Source organism: Kitasatospora sp. NPDC093806, assembly GCF_040683335.1.
GTDB lineage: Bacteria > Actinomycetota > Actinomycetes > Streptomycetales > Streptomycetaceae > Kitasatospora.
This window is the reverse complement of record NZ_JBFBDO010000231.1, coordinates 1-3,998: the sequence shown is the minus strand read 5'-3', so window position 1 is coordinate 3,998 and position 3,998 is coordinate 1. Positions and strand designations below refer to the sequence as shown.

Annotated in this window: 4 protein-coding genes; all 4 read left to right on the top strand. The window is 73.6% G+C overall.

Annotated elements, in window-relative coordinates:
• A partial coding sequence (locus AB0N76_RS39485; protein WP_363565688.1) for a lysophospholipid acyltransferase family protein occupies positions 1–682 on the top strand: 682 nt, incomplete at its 5' end.
• A gap of 169 nt (positions 683–851) precedes the next feature.
• Positions 852–2,081, top strand: a complete 1,230-nt coding sequence (locus tag AB0N76_RS39480; RefSeq protein ID WP_363565687.1) for a hypothetical protein — start codon at positions 852–854, stop codon at positions 2,079–2,081.
• On the top strand, positions 2,078–3,160 hold the full coding sequence (locus tag AB0N76_RS39475; protein ID WP_363565686.1) for a substrate-binding domain-containing protein: 1,083 nt from the start codon (positions 2,078–2,080) through the stop codon (positions 3,158–3,160). The genes AB0N76_RS39480 and AB0N76_RS39475 overlap by 4 nt, the downstream gene beginning before the upstream one ends.
• A gap of 17 nt (positions 3,161–3,177) precedes the next feature.
• Positions 3,178–3,960, top strand: coding sequence for a hypothetical protein (locus tag AB0N76_RS39470; protein WP_363565685.1), 783 nt, complete (start codon positions 3,178–3,180; stop codon positions 3,958–3,960).
• The last annotated feature ends 38 nt before the right edge of the window (positions 3,961–3,998 follow it).

Here is a 3,998-nt window from a genome sequence, read left to right as displayed (position 1 = left end):
GGTGGCGGTGCGGATCGAGCCGGGGCCCGGCACCGGCCCGGGCCCGGCGGACGGCGGCCCGCAGGCGGTGGACGGTCCCGGCGCGGACGGCGGCCCGCAGGCGGTGGACGGCCCCGGCCCGCACGGCGGGGTGCTGGTGGTGGCCAACCACGTCTCCTGGCTGGACATCCCGCTGATCGCCGCCGCCCGCCCCGGGCGGTCGCTCGCCAAGACCGAGGTGGGCGACTGGCCGGTGCTCGGCCCGCTGGTCGCCCTGGGCGGCACCGTGCTGCTGGACCGCGACCGGCTGCGCACCCTGCCGGACACGGTCGCCGAGGTGACCGCCGGGCTGCGGGCCGGTCACCCGATGATCGTCTTTCCGGAGGGGTCCACCTGGTGCGGCCGGGAGAGCGGCCGGTTCCGCCCGGCCTTCTTCGAGGCCGCCGTCCGGGCCGGCGCGACCGTCCAGCCGGCCACCATCCGCTACCGGCTGGCCGACGGGCGGCCGACCAGCGCGCCGGCCTTCGTCGGCGAGGACGGACTGCTCACCTCGCTCGCCCGGGTCGTCGCGGTCCGGGGCCTGGTGGCGGAGCTCACCCTCCGTCCGCCGATCCCGGCCCCGGCGCCCGACCCCGAGCGCCGCTGGGCACCGCGCAAAGAGCTGGCCCGGGCCGCCCAGGCGGCGGTGGAGGGGATCCGCTGACCGCCGGGGCCGGGAGCAGACAACGGGAGGGATCGACGGGCACGGTCGGCGGGCGCGGTCGACAGCAGGGATCGACGGGCGCGGTCGGCGGGAAACGAGGGACAACCGTCCGGTGAACTCGCCCCTTCGGCCGCCGACCCGCTCGAATTGGCCTGACACAGTGTCAGACATGCTTGAGAGCCGGACAGTCGAGGAACCGAGGCTGGCGATCAGACGCCGCTCGTTCCTGAGGTCGCGACGGAAGTTCGTGGTCACCACCGCCACCCTGCTGGCCTTCTTCCTGGCCTGCAGCACGTTCCTGGCGATCAACGGCAGCCTCCTGCTGCCGTTCGACCGGGTGGTCACCCTGGAGGGGGGAATGGGCTCCAAGGCGGAGTTCTTCGAGGACCCGGAGGTCCAGCGGATCCTGCTGAGCCACCACATCCGGGTCCACCCGACCGTCATGGGCTCCCAGGAGCTTGCCCACGTCGACTTCTCCCGCTACGACTTCCTCTTCCCCTCCGGCCGGCCGGCGGCCAACGAGATCATCGCCCGGCGGAAGGCGGCGAACGAGTCGTCCAACTCGTACTACCCGTTCGTCAGCCCGCTGGTGCTCGCGACCTACCGGGACTACGCGGAGACCCTGGAGGACGCCGGCATCGCCACTCCGCAGCACCCCGACGGCCGCCGCGACGTGACCCTGTACTACGCGCTCAAGCTGGGCGACTTCCTGGACAAGACCGCTGCCCACAAGACCTGGAACGACCTCGACATCGGCCGGCACGGCACCACCAACGGCAACGTCGTGGTCGCCCAGACCTCGCACATCTGCGAGTCGAACTCGGCCGAGACCTTCCTCGCCCAGGTCGCCTTCACCCGCAACGGCAACGCCGTCCCCGAGGACTCGGTCGCCGACTCCCTGACGGCCGCGATCAAACCCCTGCTGGGCGTCCAGGGCATGCCCGGAGCCGACGTGTTCGAGCCCTACGTCGCCCCGGAGGGCCGCGGGATAGCCCCTGTGGTGGTCGCCTACGAGCACCAGTACCTCGCCTACCAGGCCGGGTACTACGACCGGAACCACAAGATCGACACCGACCGCGTGCTGCTCTACCCGACCGCCCGGTTCATCACCCAGCCGCAGTTCATCTCGCTCAACCCCGACGCCGACCGGCTCGGCGAACTGCTCACCCACGACCGCAGGCTGCGCGAACGCGCGGTGGCACTCGGCTTCCACACCATCGGCGACGGCGCGGACTCCGGCGAACTCGCGAAGTACCTCGGCGCCCGCGGCATCCCGGCCCCGGACAGCCACACCGACGACACCAAGACGATCATGCCGCGCCAGGACCTGCTGAACCGCATGGTGCGGGAGGTCGGCGACTGCCCGCCGCCCGCGCCCTCCGACAAGGCCACCCCGTGAACCACGCGACACCACACCGCTCCGGGCCGGTCACCAGGGCCCTGCTGGTCCTGGCCCTGCTCCTCGGCACCGCCTGCTCCGCCACCGGCTGCACCTCCGACTCCCCCGGCCACACCACCCTGACCGTGCTGGCCTCCTCCGAACTGGCTGATCTGCGCCCGCTGCTGGACGAGCTGCGCCGCGACACCGGCATCACACTGGACCTGGAGTACCGCGGCACGGTGGACGCCAGCAGCGTGCTCGGCTCCGGCCGCTCCGGCGGGCCCGACCTGGCCTGGCTCTCCTCCGACCGCTGGCTGCGCCTGGACCTCAAGGAGGCCGGCAGCACCACCCGGCCGGTCGTCACCACCCGCACCATGATGTCCCCGCTGGTGATCGGCGTGAAGCGGGCCGCCGCGGACCGGCTGCGCCAGGACGGCGGCACCGGGGTGTCCTGGGCCGACATCGCCCGGGCCGCCGCCCGCGGTTCGCTCGGGTACGCGCTGGCCGACCCCAACCTCACCAACAGCGGCCTCGGCGCGCTCGTCGCCGTCGCCACCGCCGACGCCGGCACCGGCGAGGCGCTGCGCCCCGAGGACGTCACCCGCGACCCGCTGCGCGGCTTCCTCAACGGCCGGGTCCTGACCGCGCCGACCACCGGCGCCCTGGTCGAGGCCTACGTCGACCGCCAGGACGGCACCGACGCGCTGATCGCCTACGAGTCGGACCTGCTCACCCTCAACGCGGGCGGACGGCTGCGCGAACCGCTGGAGCTCGTCTACCCGCGGGACGGCATCGTGCTCTCCGACTTCCCGCTGCTGCTGCTCGACCCGGCCAAACGCGCCGCCTACGACCGGGTGGCCGCCTGGCTGCTCACGCCCGCCGCGCAGAAGCGGATCATGCAGCTCACCCTCCGCCGCCCGGTGGACCCGACCGTCCCGCGCGACCCCCGGCTGGAACGGCCGATCGGCAACGCCCTGTACTTCCCCGACCAGCCCGAGGTGGTCCGGCGCCTCCTCGCCCACTACACCGCCGACACCTCGCCCCCGTTGCCGGCCGTCCGGCCGACCCTGCCGGCGGGCCCCGCCCCCAGCTCGTGAACGTGCGAAGGAGACCCGTGACCGTCCTCAGTGAGTCCTGGTGGAGCGTCTTCTGGTTCGACATGACCGTCTGGCTGCTCGCCCTCGGGAGCCTGGTCGCGCTGTTCGTCATCGCCGGTCAGGAGCGCCGCCGCGCCCGGCGCACCGCCGGCCTGGACGTCACCACCAAGGCCTGCGTCTACCTGGACGACAAGGGCGTGATGGACCTCTACCGGATGGGCCGCTACAGCGAGGCGCTCACCCAGGAGGTCGAACGGCGGATCAGCCGCAGCGTGCGGGCCGGCGGCGAGCTGCCGGGCACGCCGGTCGGCCTCGGCGCGGACGCGGCGGAGGAGCGGATCAACCGGTACGTCCAGACCCACGCGCCGATCGACGTGATCGGCGTCATCGTCAAGACGCTCGAACGCGGCGACGGCATCGTCCACGCCAACCTGCGGGCCGGCAGCGTCCGGAAGAACCGCGCGCTCCAGCGGTGGCTGGAGGCGCTGGAGGAGTCCGGCTCCCGGCCCAGCGGCGTGCGGCTGAGCGAGGCGGAGGACTACGTGCTGATCCGGGGCCAGTTCCGGGCCGTCGAGCCGGCCCCGGGCACCCCGGCGGGCACCACCGTCTTCCTGGCCCCGTACGCCGACCCCGAGGACCTCTCGCGGATGGGGCAGGTCCGGATCACCTGCGCCACCGCGGGGCTGGCCGGCGGCGAGGACCACCGGCAGACCATCGCGAGCCACTGCCTCGGCACGGTCGACGGCTGGAACGCCGCCGAGCGGCTGCTGGAGGTCCACGCCATCGCGCTGTTCCGCTGAGGACGCCCCCGGTCCCGTGGTCCCCGACGGGCCACGGG

Excerpts from the sequence above, each read along its gene's own strand:
- AB0N76_RS39480 (WP_363565687.1), top strand. The coding sequence starts at position 852 with ATGCTTGAGAGCCGGACAGTCGAGGAACCGAGGCTGGCGATCAGACGC.